General features: G+C 44.8%; 13 protein-coding genes. 3 read left to right on the top strand and 10 right to left on the bottom strand.

The window, feature by feature from the left end:
• Window positions 1-7 precede the first annotated feature (7 nt).
• From mraY to H5985_RS03690, 9 genes are all read right to left on the bottom strand, one after another.
• A complete protein-coding gene (mraY, locus tag H5985_RS03730; RefSeq protein ID WP_205049976.1) occupies window positions 8-1,162 on the bottom strand; it encodes a phospho-N-acetylmuramoyl-pentapeptide-transferase in 1,155 nt (384 codons plus the stop codon).
• Window positions 1,163-1,164: 2 nt separating this feature from the next.
• The gene (locus H5985_RS03725) at window positions 1,165-4,029 is read right to left on the bottom strand and encodes a UDP-N-acetylmuramoyl-L-alanyl-D-glutamate--2,6-diaminopimelate ligase (RefSeq protein ID WP_205049975.1); all 2,865 of its coding nucleotides are present in this window, start codon (window positions 4,027-4,029) and stop codon (window positions 1,165-1,167) included.
• 70 nt (window positions 4,030-4,099) lie between these two features.
• Window positions 4,100-5,914, bottom strand: a complete 1,815-nt coding sequence (locus H5985_RS03720; protein WP_205049974.1) for a peptidoglycan D,D-transpeptidase FtsI family protein — start codon at window positions 5,912-5,914, stop codon at window positions 4,100-4,102.
• Entirely contained in the window at window positions 5,911-6,255 is a 345-nt protein-coding gene (locus H5985_RS03715; protein ID WP_205049973.1) for a cell division protein FtsL, read from the bottom strand. Before H5985_RS03715 ends, H5985_RS03720 begins: the two co-directional genes overlap by 4 nt.
• Window positions 6,252-7,202 carry a 16S rRNA (cytosine(1402)-N(4))-methyltransferase RsmH gene (gene rsmH / locus H5985_RS03710; RefSeq protein WP_205049972.1) on the bottom strand — a complete coding sequence of 317 codons (951 nt, stop codon included), beginning with the start codon at window positions 7,200-7,202 and terminating at the stop codon, window positions 6,252-6,254. Before rsmH ends, H5985_RS03715 begins: the two co-directional genes overlap by 4 nt.
• 10 nt (window positions 7,203-7,212) lie before the next feature.
• The gene (gene mraZ, locus H5985_RS03705) at window positions 7,213-7,641 is read right to left on the bottom strand and encodes a division/cell wall cluster transcriptional repressor MraZ (RefSeq protein WP_205049971.1); all 429 of its coding nucleotides are present in this window, start codon (window positions 7,639-7,641) and stop codon (window positions 7,213-7,215) included.
• Between the two features lie 293 nt (window positions 7,642-7,934).
• Window positions 7,935-10,049: an acetate--CoA ligase family protein gene (locus tag H5985_RS03700; protein ID WP_205049970.1), complete on the bottom strand. Its 2,115-nt coding sequence runs from the start codon at window positions 10,047-10,049 to the stop codon at window positions 7,935-7,937.
• 264 nt (window positions 10,050-10,313) lie between these two features.
• On the bottom strand, window positions 10,314-10,796 hold the full coding sequence (locus H5985_RS03695; protein ID WP_205049969.1) for a DUF2846 domain-containing protein: 483 nt from the start codon (window positions 10,794-10,796) through the stop codon (window positions 10,314-10,316).
• 87 nt (window positions 10,797-10,883) lie between these two features.
• Complete coding sequence (locus H5985_RS03690; protein ID WP_205049968.1) at window positions 10,884-13,022, bottom strand: hypothetical protein; 2,139 nt, start codon at window positions 13,020-13,022, stop codon at window positions 10,884-10,886.
• A 568-nt stretch (window positions 13,023-13,590) separates the two neighbouring features.
• Between H5985_RS03690 and H5985_RS03685 the strand changes: the two genes are divergently transcribed.
• Entirely contained in the window at window positions 13,591-14,268 is a 678-nt protein-coding gene (locus H5985_RS03685) for a hypothetical protein (RefSeq protein WP_205049967.1), read from the top strand.
• 292 nt (window positions 14,269-14,560) lie between these two features.
• On the opposite strand, the gene H5985_RS03680 is transcribed toward H5985_RS03685, so the two are convergent.
• Window positions 14,561-16,339 carry a DUF262 domain-containing protein gene (locus H5985_RS03680; protein WP_205049966.1) on the bottom strand — a complete coding sequence of 593 codons (1,779 nt, stop codon included), beginning with the start codon at window positions 16,337-16,339 and terminating at the stop codon, window positions 14,561-14,563.
• A 345-nt stretch (window positions 16,340-16,684) separates the two neighbouring features.
• Here H5985_RS03680 and H5985_RS03675 point away from each other — a divergent pair, with 345 nt between their 5' ends.
• Window positions 16,685-19,432: a DEAD/DEAH box helicase family protein gene (locus tag H5985_RS03675; protein ID WP_205049965.1), complete on the top strand. Its 2,748-nt coding sequence runs from the start codon at window positions 16,685-16,687 to the stop codon at window positions 19,430-19,432.
• 2 nt (window positions 19,433-19,434) lie between these two features.
• On the top strand, window positions 19,435-20,853 hold the full coding sequence (locus tag H5985_RS03670) for a type I restriction-modification system subunit M (protein ID WP_205049964.1): 1,419 nt from the start codon (window positions 19,435-19,437) through the stop codon (window positions 20,851-20,853).
• Window positions 20,854-20,922: the final 69 nt, after the last annotated feature.

The following is a 20,922-nucleotide window of genomic DNA, read 5'->3' as shown; positions in this document are numbered from 1 at the left end:
ATGCCTCTTAACGAATCTTCAATGTCGACAAACCGATCAACACCAAGATAAACGTAATGATCCAGAATCGGGTCACCACTTGTGTTTCTTTCCAGCCCTTTAATTCAAAGTGATGGTGAATCGGAGCCATGAGGAACACGCGCTTACCTCCTGAGAGACGGAAGTACGTAGTCTGAATCATCACCGAAAGGGTTTCCACAACGAAGATGCCACCCATAATGGCTAAGACCAATTCCTGACGGGCGATCACAGCGACCGTACCGAGCGTGCCGCCCAAAGCCAAGGCTCCCACGTCACCCATAAAGACCTGTGCGGGGTGGGCGTTAAACCACAAAAAGGCAAGACCGGCTCCTGCCAACGCCGCACAAACAACCACCAACTCACCGGCGCCCGGTATGTACGGAAAGAGTAAATAGCGGGCAAAGTCGATGCGGCCTTCCACGTAAGCAAACACGCCCAAAGCGCTGCCCACGAGCACCGCAGGCAAAATGGCCAATCCATCCAAACCGTCGGTTAAATTCACGGCGTTACTCGTACCCACAATCACAACGAAGGTGAGCGCAACAAAACCGAAAATACCCAACGGATAGGCAAAGTGCTTGAAAAACGGAATGATCAAATCAGCATGCGAGGGCATTTGCATCGGGAATCCCGACTCCACCCAACCCACAATCATGTGCACCACATGAATATCGTTAGGCGCGCTGATCGCAAAAGCCAGATAGACAGAGGCGACAATGCCGATCAAAGATTGCCACCCGAACTTTTCTTTGGCACTCATTCCCTTGGGGTCATGGTGCACGACTTTGCGGTAGTCATCGACCCAACCGACCCAACCGAAACCGAGTGTCACAAACAGTACCACCCAGACAAAGCGGTTACTTAAATCCATCCACAACAGTGTTGACAAACCGATGGAAATCAAAATGAGCACTCCGCCCATGGTCGGCGTACCATCTTTAACCATATGGGTCTTTGGGCCGTTGGTACGGACTGCCTGTCCCATCTTCATTGCCCGCAGATAACGGATCGTTGCGGGACCAGCCATAAAGCCGATTGCCAAAGCCGTAAGCGCTGCCATCACGGCACGCAAACTCAAGTAATTGAAAACCTGAAAGGCTCGGATATCCTCTCCGAGCCATTGGAATAATTCCAGAAGCATCCTTAATCCTTCTTTTCTTTGGGCGCCTGCGCTTCAACAAGCGCCTTAACCACCTCTGATAATTTCATGAAATTGGAAGCCTTCACACTGACCACTCGGTAGTTTTGGCTTTCTTTGAGTACCGCATCCATAAATTTTTCACGATTGGGTTCCCAAAGTGCATGCGCCTTGGGAGCAAACGCACTGAACCGCTTGACGGCGTAGCGCATGTTATCGCCGATTGCAAAGAAACCGTCAACGTGTTTCTTGGCTGCATACTCACCGATTTCTTCATGGTACGAAATGCTGCGCGCACCCAACTCTCCCATGTCGCCGGCTATCAACAGGCGCGGCCCCGGATAACTCGTGAGCAAATCAATGGCCGCCTTCATACTGTCGGGGTTCGCATTATAGGCATCATCAATCACGGTAAGCGAGCCGCAATTGTGCACCTGCCCGCGGCCCTTGATCGCTTCAAACGATTCAAGCCCTTGGCGAATCAGATCAAGCGAAACATTCATGGCTAAACACACCGCAGTGGCAGCCAGAGCGTTTTTGAAATTGTGCTCCCCGCGAACTTTCAATTTCGCTTCAAAGGAGCCCGTCGGCGTATCGATCATGGCCACCATGCCGTCGGGACCGGTCCTCACACAACCGCTGACATCGGCCGAGGCATCAATACCGAAAGTCATGATATTGGCCTGCTGGGCCATTTCCAACCAAATCGGACGGCAGGGATCGTCACAAGGGATCACCGCTACGCCGCTTGAAGGCAGAACTCGAAGAATTTCACCGTTTTCCCGGGCGGTGGCTTCAATCGACTGTAAAAATTCCTGATGTTCGCGCTGGGCGTTGGTCACAACTGCTACCGTCGGCTGAACCAAACCGCTCAAATAGCGCATTTCTCCTACGTGATTCATCCCGGTTTCAACCACAGCGGCTTCGTGATGATCTCTTAAGCGCCAAAGGGTAATCGGCACGCCGATATCGTTGTTGAAATTACCCTCGGTTGAAAGTGCGTTATCACCGTAGCGAAGCCTCAAAATCGTCGCGATCATCTGCGTGGTCGTTGTTTTGCCGTTACTGCCTGCGACAGCTGCCAAAGCTAACGACCGCCCGCGACGCCAATAAGCCGCAGTTGCCCCTAGGGCAAACTTCACGTCTTTAACAACAATCTGCGGTAACGGGCTATAGACTTCATGATCGACGACTAAAGCGGCAGCGCCCGCGTGCATGGCTTGATTGACAAAATCGTGTCCGTCAAAGCGCTCGCCTCGCAAGGCAAAAAATAGCGACCCTTCGCGCACCAAACGCGTATCGGTACAGACGTTGGTAAAGGGAACATCACTGCCCACAAGGTGCGAACCCGGCAAAAGTCTCGAAAGAAACTTAACGGTCAAGAGTGCATCGGCCGGAGGATTTTTCATCTTTTGGGCATTTCGCGCTTCAATCACATCTCCGAAGGGGTGCTTCACACCGTTGATTTCCTGATAAAGCTCATGACCCTTACCGGCAATTAAAACCACATCTTCGGGCTCGGCTTCCTTAATCGCCGTAAAAATTGCCTCGCGCCGATCGACAATCACGCGCTGCGGGGTACGAAGTCCCGCGCACATCTGACGCAAAATCTCTTCGGGATCTTCGGTGCGAGGATTGTCACTTGTGAGAATCACCCGATCGGCCCCGGCCTCAGCGACCAGAGCCATAATGGGGCGCTTACCGGCATCGCGATCGCCACCTGCGCCCAATACCGCCCAGAGTTTACCGCGACGCACCTTCGCTACCCCTCTGAGAGCCTCGAGTGCTTTTTGCACGGCATCAGGCGTGTGACTGTAATCAACAATTGCCAAAGCTGCTCCCGGATAGGGAACCCTTTGCATACGGCCTGCGGGCGCCACCAAATGAGGAAGTTGTTCGACAATGTCAGATAGCGCAAAGCCTCGACACAAAGCAGCGCCGACCACTCCCAACATATTGGAAATATTAAAAGCACCGAAAATGGGTAAATGAACCGTGTGCCGCTCGGCCTCAAAAACAATGTCAAATTGCATGCCTTCGGGCATCGGACGAATATTTTCCGCTGCCAAAAGTCTCGTCGCCGGCAAAGCAATCGTTCCCTTAATGGTCGTGACGATCGTATGAATGGCCCGATGAGAGGTCCCTTCAGCCAAACGCACCCCCGCTTCGTCATCAATATTGATTACGGCGTGTTGCAGTTGAGGCCAATTAAAAAGAATGGCTTTAGCCTTCTCATAGGCTACCATATCGTGGTGATAGTCCAAGTGGTCACGCGTGAGATTGGTGAAAACAGCCACATCAAAACGCGTAGCCTGCAGCCGCCCCTGCTCCAAACCGATAGAGCTTGCCTCTAGGGCCACTGCTTTGGCTCCGGCCTTGGAGAGATCCTTGTAAAGCCCCTGAAGTGTGAGCGAATCGGGCGTTGTCAACGGTGCACTTTCAAAGGCCTTTCCGTCCATGAAACAACCGATCGTGCCAATTGCTGCACACTTTTGATCTAAAAGAGTAAAAAGCTGAGACAACCAATGCGACGAAGTGGTCTTTCCGTTTGTACCCGTAATACCAATCGTAAAAAGCTTAGCGCTCGGATCACGATAAAAACCCGCCGCGAATTCCCCCAAATGTACGCCCAAGGATGGTACGGCAATGGTAGGTACAGAAAACGTACGGCGCATACCGTCGTCTTCATAAACCAGTGCACTGGCTTTTTTTGAAGCCTCTTCTAAAAATTCGCGTCCGTCTCGATGCAGACCGGGCACGGCAACAAAAACATCGCCCTCTCGCAAATTACGGGAATCCAGCGTCAGACGCTTGGCTTGAGGCACCAACCGCCTTAATAAACTGACATAAGATTGGATATTGTCCGTCATAAGGAATTTACTCTCTTGGATATTCAGTCCATGCCGCATTCATTTGATTTTCAATAACGGCATTTCTGCTCTAATGGGTTGTCCTGGCCATGAGTCCACCGCCGGCGACCATCATCGGATCATCGGGGTTAACAAGCAGCGTACGCAAAGCCGCCTCGACCACTTCACCGAACACGGGAGCCGCGACCACGCCACCCACGTGACCGGAATCTTTCGGTTCATCAATCATCACCGCTACCACCAAACGCGGCTGGGTTGCCGGTGCCACCCCGACAAAAGAAGCAACGTAATCTTTGACATATTCACCGTTTTTCACTTTGTAAACAGTACCGGTCTTACCGGCTACGGTGTAGCCCGTCACCTTCAGACGCGATGCCGTTCCACCGCGGTGAACCGTGGTCATCATCATGGCGCGCATCTGGCGGGCAATTTCAGGACGATAAACCTGTTCACCCACAGCCGGATGATCCTGCTTCATTAAGGTCAACGGAATCACGTCACCGTTTCTGGCAAAGACCGTATAGGCCTGAGCAATCTGCATTAACGAAGTCGACAAACCGTAGCCGTAGGAAATGGTCGCTTGTTCAACCGGCCCCCAGGTCTTGGCAGGACGCAGGCGGCCCGCTACCGCTCCGGGGAAACCTACCTGAGGGGCCTGTCCAAAGCCTAAACGGCTATACGTTTCCCACAACACTTCGGGCGGAATCTGAAGCGCAATTTTGACTGTGCCCACGTTTGATGATTTGGCAATGACCTGAGAAACCCTCAACAACCCGAAATCCCTTGTGTCGCTGATCGTACGGTCAGCCACTCGAATCTTACCGGGCGCCGTCTGAATCAAACTGTCCGGACGGACAATACCCATATCCAGCGCCTTGGCAATCGCAAAAGGCTTCATGATTGAGCCCGGCTCATACGTATCCGTGACTACTCGGTTGCGGATTTTTTCGAACACAAACGTGCTGCGATCATTCGGATCGAAACCGGGCCAACTCACGAGAGCCAAAATTTCGCCGGTGATGGAATCGGCCACAACGACGGCACCCGCCTTAGCCTGGTGTTTTTCCACCGCATTTTTCACAGCAGAATAGGCAATGTATTGGATACGGGAATCAATCGAAAGATGCAGATCCTGACCTGGCACCGGCTCCTGCGTCCACATTTCTTCAATGACGTGTCCCAAACGATCACGGATTACCCGACGAGCACCATTTTTGCCGGTGAGGGTCCTGTCGTTGGCCAGTTCCACCCCTTCCTGACCATGGTCCTCACGGTTATTAAAGCCCACGATATGCGCGGAGACTTCTCCACCCGGATAGTGGCGTTTCACGTCGGGCGAATAGGTGAGACCCTCCAGATGCATCGCCTGCACCTGACGAACAACGTCCATATCGACCTGGCGAGCCAAGTTGACAAAAGCGTCCTTACGTGACAGACGTTTTTTAAGTGTCGTTTCGGAAACACCCAAAAGGTCAGACAACTGACTTAATTGCGCAGGCGTTGCCGTCACCAAATTCGTTGTCGCCCAAATACTTCGTGCGGGCAGCGTTGCGGCCAACACTACACCGTTTCGGTCAAAAATCTGACCGCGGCCGGCTGCAATCTCAAGCGTTCTGGCATAACGGACTTCGCCTTGTTTTTGCAGGAATTCCGTATTAAAGCACTGTAAATACCCGGCACGCAGGAAGCAGACGACAAAAATCCCCACCAACACTCCCAAAACCACGTGAGAGCGTTTTTGAGAAATTTCCAAGGCCAACCACTCTTTTTCTCTTTCTTTGGAGCGCTTGGGCATGCGCGGAGTCGTATCTTCACTCCAGAATTCGTGGAAACGCTTTCTCAAGAAGTTAAAGACCCGAGTACTTAAGGGTTCACGCATCGTCATGACCGATCCCCCTCTTTACGGGTTACAAAGCGCGGAACAGGTTTGGGCTGCAAAATGACGGTATTTTCATTTCGCGCAGGCTCAAGTCCCATATCACGTGCTCGCGAGGCAATGTAACCGGGCAACGTTACCTTGGCCAATTCAATATTGATTTCACGCTGCTCATCCAAAAGCCTTCTGTATTGTTCCTGCTCCTGTTCAATTTCTGAAGTGAGTGCCCTGACCTTGTATTGGTTATTCACAATCAAGAGCGCAACCCAAACCACGGCCAATGTCAGCGACACAATGGCAATCAGATTAGCGTTTTGGCGAAGAAGCCGCAGCATTTCAAAACGAATCATGCCGGCCTCCCCGTGCGCACACGCGTGGCCACACGCAAAATAGCGCTTCGGGCACGCGGATTAGCCGCACACTCTTCTTCGGTGGGAAGGATGCGCCTGATATCGGTTAATTCAGGCGCAGGCAATTCACTCGCGCGCAGGGGCAGGCGCGAATCAAACCGTCTTTCCGGATGAGCTTTTTCATCGAAAAAGCGCTTAACGATTCGGTCTTCTAGCGAATGGAACGTAATCACGGCGATTCGACCGCCGTCTTCGACCAAATCCATCGCTGCTTCGAGCGCCTGCGAGAGCTCATCGAGCTCGCTGTTGATGTGAATGCGAATTGCCTGGAAAGTTCGGGTCGCCGGATTTTGAGTGGGATCTTTCTTATTGGCAGGAACGACCTGAGCCACCAATTTAGCTAATTGTTGGGTGGAGACAAGGGGATCAGTCACGCGACTTTGAACAATCGCGCGGGCAATCTTTTTGGCAAAACGCTCTTCGCCCAACGTGTGAATCACTCGGGCAATTTCTGTTTCCGAGGCACTTGCAAGCCATTCGGCTGCCGTCTGACCGCAGGAGGTATCCATGCGCATATCAAGCGGCCCGTCCATACGGAATGAAAAACCGCGAGAGGCATCATCGATTTGCGGACTCGACACGCCGATATCCATAAAAACACCCGCTACCCGATCGACATTTTTGAGCGAGAGCTCTTCACGCATGTGGGAAAAAGGAGCATGAATAATGCTGAATCGTTTGTCGTCGATTTCTTTTGCGGATTCAATGGCTTGGGGATCTCGATCGAAGGCAATGAGTCTGCCTTCGGGGGAAAGAAGCGAGAGAATACGGCGCGAGTGACCTCCGCGGCCAAACGTCGCGTCAACGTACGTCCCATCAGGATTTGTTACCACCATAGGCGGCGCCACCTCTGCCATAACGGAGAGGTGAGCGAAGCGCTTTTCCATTCCCCCTCTCCTACAGCACCAGGTCAAACACTTCGGGCGGTAGTCCTTTCTGTAATTCAGCTTGTTCAAATTGCATGTACTTCGCCTGATCCCATAATTCGAAGTGATTACCCATACCGATTAACGTCACTTCGCGATTGAGTCCGCACAGACTTCTGAGATCACCGGGAACGAGAAGTCTGCCGGAACCGTCGGCATTGACATCAATGGCGCTACCCAACATCACACGCTGCAGCGCACGAGCCGAGTATGGTAAAGAGGCGAGCTTGGATCGCAATTCAACCCAAATAGCTCGGGGATAGATCAGCACGCAACCGTCCGGATGGCGAGTCAGGGTCACCTCTCCCTGGCAGGGTACAAGAAGGCTCTCCCGATACTTTGACGGTAACGAGAGACGGCCTTTTGCATCGAGCACCAGTAAAGATGTGCCTTGAAACATCAGTCCACCCAGAACAATTCAGACAAAAAACGAAAGGCTGTTTGCACCTTTACGGCACAAACCTCCACTTTTTCCCACTTTCTTACACTGCAATTTAAAAGGATCGGCGGACTAAGTCAAGAATTTTTCAATAAATATTTCGTAACTTAATGGGGTGCTTGAAGTGAAAAATCCAAAACCATACAGGATGTAGTTGGTTTCAGTTAAAGAAGAACTATAAGTGGTTTTTATAATTATTTTGTTATTCACTCGATTTCAAAAAAGGGCGCCGATTCCGACGCCCCTTATGACGGTTAAAGTTTCTTGAGATTAACTTTGATGCGACCGTCTACCGCAATACCTTCTCCGTTTTTCTCACTGATAATGAGCGGATTGATATCGAGCTCAGTGATTGCCGGGAAGTCGCTCACCAATTGAGAAATTCTCAAGAGACACTCTTTGAGTTGACCCATCTGAGCAGGCGTCGTGCCGCGAGCGCCTTCAAGCAACTTGTAGGCCTTAACACCACGGATCATCTCATCGACATCCACATCGGTCAACGGCGCCATGCGGAAGGTGACGTCTTTCATCACTTCGATGAAAACGCCGCCTAAGCCGAACATCACCATGTGCCCGTATTGGGGATCGGTTGCGACGCCGCACACCATTTCTCGAGAACCCTTCACCATTTCCTGAATGATGACGCCTTCCAAACCGTCAAGAAGGTTCTTTTCTTTAAGTTTGGCAATCAAGTCGCGGTATTGAGCACGCAAATCATCGGCATTTTGAATATTGACACGAACACCACCCACATCGGTTTTGTGAGAAGTAGTCTTGGAGGTCATCTTCATCACAACGGGGTAACCCACCTTGTCAGCCACCGCAACTGCTTCATCTTCATTGACTGCGAAACCCGAGCGGCAGACACGGATGCCGTAAGCATCCAAAACGTCAATACTTTCACGCGTCGTCAACTGTTCACGACCTTGAGAGGCGCTTTGCATGATGATTTCACGGGCGCGATCACGATTGACTTCAAAAACGGGGCTCGTGCCGATCGGTTTTTCATTCCAAACGCGCTGCTGATTGAGGCGATTTAAGCCATCAGCGGCTTGTTCGGCATACATGAAAAACGGCACATTGACCTGCATGTCGGACAATTGAGAGAAGAATTCGCTCTTCGTCATAAATACGCCCACAATCGGTTTTTCCGGGTGCTGGGCTTTAATTTCCATAACCGCACGGGCCACGTCAATGTCCTTCAAACCAAGGAAGGGCAGATAAATCACAATGACCATGTCCACATTGTCGTCGGCCAAAACCGTCTCAAGCGTTTGCTTGTAGTGTTCAATCGGAGCCGAGGCAATCATGTCCACAGGATTTTTAACAGAGGCCGCTGCAGGCAGGAAAGAGCGCAAATTTTCTTTCGTCGCGTCGCTCAAAGGTGCCATCTTCATGCCGTACTCACTCACAGCATCCGTTGCCATGATGCCGGGACCGCCGGAATTGGTGATGATGGCCACGCGATCACCCTTCGGAATCGGACAGTTGGCAAAAACCTTGGCTGTCGCAAAAAGGTTTTCAAGTGAATATTCACGAATCACACCGGACTGAGCCAAGAGAGCATTAGCAGCCTTATCGGCACCGGCTAAAGACCCCGTGTGAGAAGAAGCGGCGCTGGCGCCAGCTGCGCTACGACCGGCTTTAAGAGCGAGAATCGGTTTTTTCTTCGAAACGCGGGTAGCCAATTGGCGGAAATTAGCAGGATTTTGAATGGATTCCATGTAAAGCAGGATTTGCTTCACATCGTCTTCATTTTCCCAGTATTCGATAGCGGTTTCGGCATTCACGTCGGCCTGGTTACCGATAGAAATGAACTGAGCAAAACCCAAATTCAAGTCTTTCAAAATATTGAGAATGCCGCCACCCAAAGCACCGGACTGAGACACAAAGCCGATGCCGCCACGCTCTGGCAGGCTTTCAGCAAAGCAGCCATCCATGCGAATATCCGGATGGGTGTTCACCACGCCCAGGCAATTGGGGCCGACGCAGCGCATTCCATAGGCACGAACCTTTTCCAGCAAAGCCTTTTCAAGTTCCGCCCCGTCTTTACCGGTTTCTTTAAAACCGGCACTGATCACACAAAGACCGCCCACACCCTTTTCGTGGCATTGATCAATCGTTGAGAGCACAAACTTGGCATTAACCACCACAATGGCTAAATCTACTTCACCGGGAACGTCCAAGACCGTCGGGTAGGCCTGCAGACCTTCAATCACTCCACCCTTGGGATTGACGGGATAGATTTTTCCCTTGAAACCGTACTCCTGCAATCGCTTCATGATGTCAGAACCGATTGTGTGAGCTTTAGTAGAGGCACCGATCACTGCGATGGCGCGCGGCTTCATAATTTTGTCCAAGTTTTGCATCTCGTATCCTTTTTTCAAAGCGTGAGCATTAAAAAAACACCCTTATCATACAGAGGGAATTGGGAAAATTTAACCCCCAAAAAATCATCCTTTTGACTAGAAAACAAAATGGCGATGTATTGTTCCTCCCCTACAAACAAACCGACCGAAACTCCAAGTGTGAAAGTTGTTGAAGTTTCGGTCAAAAATGTTTTTTAAACGTTATATTGTTACGTCTGACAGCTGTAACGCGTTCGCTTTATTCTCTGGGTAGGTAAACTTTCGTCACTCTACTGTTTGTTGACTTGGTAGCTTTACTTCTTGTGCACTGCTACAGGTTCCGGGAACAGCAAGTTTGCACTCTTGCATAGCTCGCATAGCTGTAGCCTTATCTACTTGTGTTAAAGCCGCTCCGCCAACAAACACCCCCATTTTGAGAAATTGCTGAATATAGTATTTTTCGTTAGCTTTTGTATAGATAAAGAGATGATTGGGCGAAAATTCGGATTCTGTCGACACGAAGTGGTCTTTGTCCCCTTCAACATCTGCATAAAAGAAAGTATTGGGAGCCGATTCTCCCAAACATTTCCCATCGATGTAAATATCCTTGTACAAAGCCGCTCCCAACACATCATCTCTATAGACGTAAATCCGTGCTTGTCCTTCCGGAGGATTTCCATTTATTGCTTCTACAGCAGCAGCCTGGTCCATAGTAGAGACGCTGGCGCAACCGGAAAGACAAGCAGTCAATACAGTTGCAACAATCAAGGCTTTATTCCTTAGGGAAATCATTTTTAGCTCCTTTTTGATATGTTTTTTTCTATACTACGCCACCATTCCTTTGATTAAAAGCCTTTAGTTTATTTGTACTTCAAGAGGCTCCGCATAAAGCCGTACAAGACCAACAACGCTATCGATATTCTCCCCAAAAACAATTTGATTCGGTGTTGCGTATAAGTTCATATAGATTTCTTCATCCTCAAAGCGATGCAGAATGACTTTCATTTTCAGGATCTTTTCTCCCAAAAATGTAGTGTTTTCTGTCGCTAACACTGGAGATGCTAACTCAAAATATGTTGAGTATTCTCTTGGGAAAATCGCCACCATCCCCTCTGTCGAAATTTTGATTCCCGGAAAATCTTTTTCCATTTTATTAGGATTGTCCTTCAAAAACCGTGAAAGCTCAGCCTCATATAAAGCTCCTTCCGTAATCGTGAATGTTTTGACTGGCTGTTTATCTAATTTTTGTGCGCTGGCGCTGATACGGAAATAAAGTTCTTTCCCTGGTACTAAAAGCTCTTTCTTCAAATAAAAATCGGGGACCACGGCAGTAATCAGTGTTTCACCAACGGCAAGAGCCACCTCTCCGCCTATCTTATTAGGCCATGTGCAGGTTGAAAGAATTTTAGCTTTACAGACCATTCCTTCATATTGGGGGATCTGCATTTTGAGCATGACTTTCTTTTCAACAGGATCTTTTGCAATATAAAAGGCTATATGTTGCCGTCCCCACGATGACGAACTCTTTAAGATTAAAATTTCTTCCCCTGCAATTTGCCTTTGCGAGTCCTGAACAACTTCTGCGCTTTCAATTACTGGTCCTAAAAGTTTCTCAAACTCTTCCTCGGTTTCACACAAGGCGCTCAGCACTCCATCCATGTCTTCTTCGTGTTTACTGGGAAAAACATCTGCATCACCATCGAAAATGAACTTACCATTCTCTTCGGTTTCGGTTACAGTTTCAGACTTCTTTTGACCAGAATAGGCTTTAAACTTCCCAACTGCGTGATCTTTCATATATTCCAGATCATTTCCTTCAAGAACTATTTCAAATTTATTAAATCTTGTTTCAATTCGAAATCCAGCAATCCATGTTGCGTCTTTTGCCATAGAAGGAATGAGCCAATGCATAAAACGTTGATCTGTCTTATCCCTAAAGACAAGAGCAAAGTGGGGTTCCCCAGTTTTTACATCCCGAATACCGCAATAATTGATTTCATATTTATCGTAAACCAATGGTCGCATTGCTTCTAAAATAGCCTCTATCCCATAAGCTTTCATTTTTCCATCAACTAACATGATTGAATCACGCCTCAGATACTTTGAAATCAGTCGAATAGAGTGCGTATAGGCAGAGCTTCTGAGGAGTTGTCCCAAAATTAATTCATCCCAACGCATGCCTTCACTAAACTCTCCTGTTCTTGCGTCGCCTATCAGCAAACCACTAACAGAAACAATCAATCCCTGACTATTCAATAGTTCTTTACTTTTATCAGATAAAAGACTCTCCCGAGTCAGGACACTGACATTACCAAAGGGGGTTTTACAAGTTAAAAGCCGCATTGGTTCTGTTGTAAAAGCTTTTTCAGAAGTGTCAGCAAGCTGCGGAAGTTTGACTGACGGTATCAGACGACTGTCTATGATTTCGGCCGATAAATGAATGCAATCCTCATTTTCTTCCGAACAATATTTACCCAAAATCATTTTTAGTGCAGAAAACTCATGCGGAATGTGAACTGTTTGACTCTGATCATCCAACTTGCCTGGTCGCAATATCCGGATTTGATCTGCAAGAACAAATACTTTCAGACGTACCTGTTCAATTGAAATAAAACTAGGCAACAACCATGGATGGACTACTTTGACCGGTACGAGCTGTCCGTATTCACGATTATCTGTAAGAGCACGCATCCATATACATCTAGGATCATGAATAGGTCTGATTGGCTGATTATTGTCAATCACAAAGGACATTTCGGTACAGACATTAAAACTGAAATTCGGTTGAACATGCTTGACCTCTGTCGGCACCGCGTCTTCATTCCAACGGTTGGGTGCTACGTGATCGATAAGCGTTAGACCATTTGGAAGTAACTCGTCTGCATAGGCTCCCCAGTATGCTGGGATTTTTTCTTTAGCATTCAAAGCGATTTTGCGTATTGCCTCATCACTTAAATCAGCCAAACCAAAAGCCGCTTTCTTGTCGAGTAACATATTCAACCTCATGCATTAGAAATGTTCACAATCTTATTTTCTTACTAGTTACTTCACTTTGAGATGGAGTATCAAAAATAAATTCACTACAATTAAGTACAGGTAGATGGGATAGATTGGGGTATGATCCAAAATCCAAAATCATTTGCCGGTTGCGCCAGTAGAGTACTGGTCTATCCCGTAACCAGCCTTTGATCCTTTTAAATTTCAACCAACAGCTAAGGATCAAAAGTGAGCATCTAAGTATCTCAATCATTGAATCAATATAAATTTTCCATTTATCATCAGCAGCATCTTTTTAAGCTGTATAAAGACAAAAATTTTTATCTATATCATTAAAACAAAATTAATCTCTTCCGCTCTAAATTCTTAAGATACAATTGAAGAGTCGGCAAGATTGCTATTTGCCATAAGTTCCGGCAGCAAGGGCGTTCTGCCTAACAGTGATCCGACCGCAACATCTCAAAAATCAAATCCATTACTTAAGCATTTTTCTTTTCACCAAAGAACTTTGGCTGAACTTGAATTGCTTCAACAGTTCAGGCTACAAAATAGGAGATACCGAAAAATGAGCAAATATTCATTAACTCCGTACGACATGACCCATTGGGAAGGGCTTTATGGGCAGATTATCGGCAACGGTCCCTACGCAAGAGTAGAAAACGGCCTTGCTCAAGAGTGGGTTCCCGGGTATGGGTGGTATTGGTGTCTTTGGGTCGAGGAAGATATCAGTGATTCAATCAACTTTATCCCTAAATCAAAGGAATTCGTTGAAGGCAAAATCGCTGAAATTGAAAAAGACTTTTCGAATAAACTCAAAGGGCAGCGAGAACTGGTCATTAAAATCGCAACGCAATGTCATAAAGGGCAAAAAGACAAGGGCGGCGTTGATTACATCAATCATCCATTGAAGGTTTCAGAGCTATGTACTCACGAAATCAGCAAGTGCGTAGCAATCCTACACGATGTAATGGAGGACGGAGGCGAAACTTACGACAGCCTAAAGGAAAAAGGCGTACTAAAGGAAATATACAATCGAGTCTCAACATTGACTCGTTGGGAGGGGGAAAGTTATTCAGACTACATCGAACGAATATCGCTTGATGCCGTCGCACGCGAAGTAAAAATGGCTGATCTCACGCACAACATGGATATCAGTCGTATCCCCGATCCTACAGAGACAGACTTTAGTCGTCTGGAAAAATACCGAAAGGCATTGAATTATCTAAAAAAAGTCAATTATTAAAACTTGAAATTCTGCGATAGAGAATTTCATTCAGTCGAATTTGTTAAACCGAACAAAGTTGACAATCAAACAATAGTTAAGCGACCATCAGGCGATTGTTTGGTACAGGGCAGGACATTAACGGAAGTGTTGGATGTAAGTCACACGTAACTCCTACCCTATCAACTGTATTGATTTAATTGAATTTATGTCAAACTCAGTACAAGTTCGCGCATCATCTTTGTTTTTGACCACTCAGAAATACAACCTGAAAAGTACAGGTAACACTTCTTACAGTGTCGACTCTGAATACTTATTCCAAAGGTGCCCCAAACGCCCGTTTGACTTCATCAGAACTTTTACCTGAAATACTTCTGCCTGTAGCTATTTCAATCGCATTAAGAAGTTTTTTGGCTCTGTCAATAATAAAATCCTGAAATTCATCATTTCTTAGTAAAGAATGATCAACATAATGAGTTTCAATATATTCATCCAAATCTAACTCTTGTACAGAACCTTTCTTTTCTAACTTTCCAAGGTAAACGGATGGCGCAACTCCTCCAATTTCTCGATTACTTCGGGCAGAAATCGGGGTCTTATTAACAATACTGTTCCATTTTATCTTCTCATAATTTTGCTGCACACAGTAATCTCTAGGAAAGATATGATGAATATCGATTTTTTCAGCTGAGTATATTGAGAAATCCATTTCACTACCGGAAATAAAATCACGAGCATGATTCTTTAAAATTAAAGCCATGATTCCTTTGTAAGCTGCCGATTGTCTGGATTGCAAACTAAGCAATCGAGTGGGATTAAAGAAGAAATCTGTAACTGTCTTAGGTAAGTCCGCATCATTTGATATCCACTTGAGAACCTGTGTTATATCGTTGGCATATCTTGTCTCGTTAGCAGACCCATATAACTCACCAAACACACCGCACCAATACCACTGCTTTACTTTATTTTTAATAGTCGTTGTATAAATCTTGTTCCCTTCCATTAACACGGTACAAATCGTCGCAAGAGGAATAAGCTGAGTACTATATGGAAGGTCTTTGCTTGAAAATACACGTTCCTCCTGTAACAGTTGGGCAGCTATAGTGAATCCCTTGCAAAGATCATCCGCATATTTGATATAAGCTGCTAACTTTAAAGCTAACACATCTTTCTTCTTGCAACTTACTGTTCCTCCTGTTTTGTACGAAGCAAGGAGAGTGAGAGCCGTTAAAAAGTCTGTTGCCGTAACAATATTTAATAGATCATTTTTGAAATACTTTTCCTTACGATCTTCCCAATCTTTTCGCAATGGAAAATCATCCATAGCAAAAATCGCGGTAACAAGCTCAAAAACCGTTAAAGAAACACCACCGGTATTCACATTTTCAAAGACTTGGCACACTGCCTCTCTAGGAGTCTCTTTATCAAGAAGAATAACTGGCATGGAGTACTTTTGAGTTGGCATGATAATTTTCGTGAAGAGCTCCGTAAACTGTCGTATGACTGCCGGATCGTAGTTGTAGTATGCGTAATAATCGTTTTGCCAACCCTGTTCCTCACTAGAATCGAGAATGATATTAAGTGGGAACATTTTCAACCTAAATTCATCTTGCCTTGTAGACAAATCTTTTTCAATTCTTCTGCCAAAATCTGAAGTAATCTGCTTTGTTGTTGGAACAGAAATAACTACTTGTCCATCGTCTGCTTCCAAATCAAGAGCTTTTTCAATGTCTAAATAATAGTATCTATCTATTTTTTTGCCTTTATCTGTTTTCGTACGAACAGGATTTTTGCTGTATAACGCATTGTAAAGTGAGGTTAATCTTTGTTGTCCATCAAGGATAAGCTCATCTGGAACAATGTTTGAGTCTGCACGAGAACCTTCTATTGGTTTATGTTTAAAACGAATAGTTTCGTTCCCATATTCAAGAAACATTGCTGCTCCTACCGGGAAATTATGAATAACGCTAAGAATTAATGCCTTTATGCGTCCATCGTCCCACACCCAACCTCGTTGAAAATCAGGTAACTGTGCTGCCCCAGTATCTACAGATTGCATTAATTCTGAGAGAGGTCTGTCATTAGTCTTCATATATGTTCTCGGTAGTATCCAAATCAAACTTAAAAATGCCGTTAAGCTGTGCTTGTTTCCTTTATGGAAATAACTGACAGAAAAATAACGGTGATTTCAAAATTTTAAGTTACTGAGATAAAAATAAGAAGTCAAAATAACTCTAATAATGATCGTTGGTCTAAATACTTAAGTAACGATCATAAATTAACGCTAACTTATGCGTACTCTTGATTTGAACACCAGTGATAACATTTGGCAAAAAGCACTTACTCGGTGCTTTTTCCAAAACGTAATGACGACAGAGAAGTTAAAATACTTTGTAAAAAAGCAAGTACATAAAAACCGTGCTTTATGGAGTTAGGTATGCCAAACCAATCAGCCACGCTGTTGAAACCTGAGGAACGAGCGAGGATTTGGATTGATAGAAAGTTAGAGCAATCTGGTTGGAAAGTGATCAATCGTGATGAATATCACGATGGTTTAACAGCCGTGGCTATACGTGAAGGACTTCTAGAAAGGCATAAAGAGGCCGACTATTTGATGATGCTAAATGGGAGGGCATGTGCGATTATTGAAGCTAAACGCCCCGAAATCCCTTTGGATAATGAAAAGCTGATTAAGCAGGCAGAAAATTACACTCAAATTATTCCATCGACAATTAGAACCCATGAACGTCCATTAAAACTAGTACTGCTATCAAATGGGAAAAAGATTGCATTTAAGAATGGACACGAGTCAAACCCTCAGTACAGATTAATTGATGATTTTCCTCGACCTAAAGACATTGCACGAATTCTAAAACTTGAAAATCCGTATTCGGGACTGCCTACTCTGTCTCGGCAGGGACTTCGAGATTGTCAGTATGAAGCGATAAGTGCATTTGAAGATAGTTTAAGAAATGGACAAAAACGAGCATTAATGGTGTTGGCTACAGGTGCAGGAAAAACGTACACCGCGTGTTTAGCTGCATACAGAATGCTTAATTACTGTCGTGCTAAACGAGTTTTATTTTTAGTCGATCGAACTAATTTGGGAATTCAAGCAGAAGCTGAATTCAGTAAATTCCGCCGTACTGAAAATGGGAGACGTTTTTCAGATAATTACGTTGTCGAACGAATAACTCGTCCAGAAATCAGTAGTTCCTCAGAGGTCGTTATTTGTACTATACAGAGGTTATTTTCAGTATTAACGGGATATGAGGACGAGTCAGTCCAAGAAAATGAAAATACTGAATCTGCCAGTCAGGTGGGGCATAAAGTAGAAGTACCTGCAAAACCTAGATTACCTCGAAATTTCTTCGATCTAATCATTGTAGATGAATGTCATCGTTCTATATATGGTGATTGGAAAGATGTTTTAACTTATTTTGAAAGTGCTGTCATTTTAGGATTGACTGCGACTCCAATCAAAGAAACCGAAGAATTCTTTAACAACAAAATTATTGATTATTCATTAGAACAGTCTATTGTTGATGGGGTTAATGTTGACTGCCGTATTTATTTCATAAAGTCGCACATGTCACAATCCGGTGCAACTGTAAACCCAGGAGAAAGAGTTAAAACTGAAGCAAAACTAAACCAAAGTACAGAAACAAAAAGAGCTGAAGATGAAATTTTCTTCTCAAAAGGAGATTTGGGACGTAGCGTGATTGCACCTGACCAATACAGAAAAATTTTAACCAAATACAAAGAAGACGTTTATACAAAGTTATATCCTGAACGTAAAGATAATGAACGGTTTGAGAGTTTGCCTAAAACGCTAATTTTTGCTCCCTCAGAGGCTCATGCTCGAGAGGTCGTAAAAATCGCTCAGGAAGTTTTTGAGCATAAGGACGATCATTTTGTTCAACAGATAACTTATTCAGTCGGAGACTCGGATAAGCTGATCAGAAGTTTCCGTAACGACAAAGATTTCAGAATTGCGGTTACCGTTACGTTAGTCGCAACCGGTACAGATATCAAACCGTTAGAAGTACTTATCTTCTTAAAGGATGTTCAGTCCGACCCCCTTTACAAGCAAATGAAGGGTAGAGGGGTAAGAACAATAAGTGATGAAAAATTAAGAGAGGTTACTCCAAACGCCACGTCAAAGGAATTTTTCTATTTAATTGATGCGGTTGGGGTTACGGAAAGTGAAAAAAGACAGCCAATTTCCAATTCTGTCTCTCAATTTCATATAAGTTTTAAAGATCTTTTTGAAAAAATGGCTCATGGAAATGTTCAGGATGAATATCTTCAGCTGCTAGCAGACAAACTTTCCTCATTATTAAATCGTGCGGAGCCAGAAAAAATAGCGGAGCTAAAAAATATTGTTTCGTTTGAATTAAAAGAGTTTGTTCTCAAAATTTTTGAGGTTTTAAAAGATAATTCCCTTCCTCCATTTGAATCAATTGACGATGATAACGAAGAGAGAATGACGTTAATTCGGCCATTGATTTCTAATATCCAAGCTCGAAAAAAAATCATCGAAATTGCAGCTGGCTACGTTAAAACATTGGTTGATACGCTTGATGAACTTGATGAAGTTGGATTTGGTGAAGAAGTAATAAAGCAAGCAAAGAGTGCAACTCAGAAGTTTGAAGATTTCATTGAAAAACATAAAGACTCTCAAGAGGCCCTTCGAATTATTCTGGATGCAAAAGATGTTCCTATTACTAAGGAATTACTTCAAGGGTTAGATTCAACCATTAGGGCAGAAATTCCAGGTTTTTCTACAGTGACTTGGTGGAAATATTACGGATTGTTAAATCCTGATAGAGTAGTGATGCTGAAAAGTAGCGATGAGGCTCACGCTCTAACTAATCTAATCCAATTAGTACGCTTCGCATATCGTTCCATTGAGAAGCTTTGTTCAGTACCATCGCTTTGTGCTCAACTTTTTGCATTGTGGTGTGGTCAGGTCCAGCGAGTTTTGACGGACAAGCAAAAGATTCTTTTTAATAAAGTTGCTCGATATATTGCTCAAAATGGAGCGATTACTACGGTCAATGTTTTTAAGAATAATGATCCCGAATTACGTAGAGCGCTAACAAAAGAAATGGGGTCTTTAGTTGCAGCAAATGACGCAGTTATCGGTTTGTCTGCATTCTTACTTAATCGAAAGGTTGCTTAAAAATGGTAAATAAACAAAATTCAACGCAGTTAGCAAAAAAAATATGGGCAATGGCTGATGTTTTATCCGGGCAGGGAGTTGCGTTTACCGATTACATCACTCAGTTGACTTATTTGTTATTTCTGAAAATGGATTATGAAAATGTATGCATATATGGTGATGAAAGCGCAATCCCTCAAGGGTATCAGTGGGGAGATCTTTTAGAACTTAATGGTGACGACTTGGTAACTCACTACCGTGAAACGTTAGAAGTATTAAGGGATTCCCCCAACGAACTGATTTCAACCATTTTTGTCGATGCGCAAAATAAGCTTACGAAATCTGCATATCTCAAAAAGCTGATTGGAATGTTGGATGAAATTCAGTGGACAGATGTAGACGGAGATTTAAAAGGAGCAATTTATGAAGAAATTCTGGATAAAAATGGTCAGGACAAAAAAAGCGGTGCAGGGCAATACTTTACTCCCCGTGCTCTCATTAAGGTCATGGTTGATGTGACTAAGCCTCTGATTACAGAAAAAGTAGCTGACCCAGCCTGTGGAACAGCAGGTTTCCTATTAGCGGCTTACGACTTCATGAAGGAACAATCTTACGACGTAGATAAACAAAACTTTTTAAGAACTAAAGCATTATCAGGAAACGACAATACCGCACTTGTTGTAAGCCTAGCATCTATGAATGTGTATCTCCATGGTGTAAGCACTGAACATGCCCTAATCCATTGGAAAGATTCTCTTGAAAACCCTCCGACAGAATTGTGTGATGTGGTTTTAACAAATCCACCATTTGGAGACAGGCCCACTGGTGCTGTCGGGTTAAATCGTGAGGATTTTTGGGTAAAAACAAATAATAATCAATTGAATTTCTTGCAACATATTATGGTGATGTTGCGCACCGGGGGACGCGCTGCAGTCGTTTTGCCAGACAATGTACTTTTTGATAATGCAGGTAAAGAAATCCGTCGAAAATTGCTCAAAGAGTTCAATTTACACACCATATTACGGTTACCTAACGGAATTTTTTACGCTCAAGGAGTTCAGGCAAACGTCCTTTTCTTTACAAAAGGGGAGCCTACAAAAAACATCTGGTATTACGACTACCGTAAAGGAATTAAACATACTCGAGTTACTAATCGCCTTAGACGTGAACATCTTGATGAGTTTGTGAATTGCTATAACGCTGACGACATAAGTAATAGGGTGGAGACTTATAGTGAAACAAACCCTAATGGCCGTTGGCGTAAATTTCCAATAACACATTTTTTGGGAAGTGATGATTTAAGTCTTGATCTCCCTTCGTGGATTCAAGATAAAAAATCTGAGATTGAAGAAATGACGATAGAAGAAATCTTATCGGCGCTCCAAGAAAAAAGTGATCAAATTGCTAAATCTATTGCATTCCTTAGGGAGGAACTAAAGTGATAGATTTTCAAGCATTGAGAAATAAAATTCTCGATAAAGCTATTCGTGGTGAATTAGTTCCTCAGTTAG

Source organism: Parasutterella secunda (genome assembly GCF_016901835.1).
Classification (GTDB): domain Bacteria; phylum Pseudomonadota; class Gammaproteobacteria; order Burkholderiales; family Burkholderiaceae_F; genus Aphodousia; species Aphodousia faecavium.
Note: the sequence above shows the minus strand (reverse complement) of the source record. Positions and strands in the feature narration are given on the sequence as shown.